The sequence below is a fragment of the Clostridioides sp. ZZV15-6598 genome, from assembly GCF_020657705.1.
In the GTDB taxonomy this organism is placed as follows: domain Bacteria; phylum Bacillota; class Clostridia; order Peptostreptococcales; family Peptostreptococcaceae; genus Clostridioides; species Clostridioides difficile_F.
This window is the reverse complement of sequence record NZ_JAGWCS010000368.1, coordinates 1-306: the sequence shown is the minus strand read 5'-3', so window position 1 is coordinate 306 and position 306 is coordinate 1. Positions and strand designations below refer to the sequence as shown.

The 306-nt window shown below is 34.3% G+C and carries 1 pseudogene; it reads left to right on the top strand.

The features are described from left to right. Positions 1-63 precede the first annotated feature (63 nt). A pseudogene (locus KGF50_RS22090) lies at positions 64-306 on the top strand (phage coat protein); the annotation flags it as partial.

The following is a 306-nucleotide window of genomic DNA, read 5'->3' as shown; positions in this document are numbered from 1 at the left end:
TCAAACTCAGAAATTAGAAACTTATTTAGTAGTCAAACAACTACATCATATGGAAGAATACCTATGTATGGTAACTTGGAAGGGGATGCACTTAATTATGATGGTATGACTGACATAACAGCAGATACTACTGTTACTTATGAAAGAGGTGTTGTAGTAATCGGTAGAGCTAAAGCATGGATGGAGAAAGATTTCAGTCAAGATATAACAGCAGGTGTAGATTTCATGGCTAATGTAAGAAATAAAGTAGCTTCATTTTGGGAGGATATTGACCAAGATACGCTGCTATCAATATTAAAAGGTATA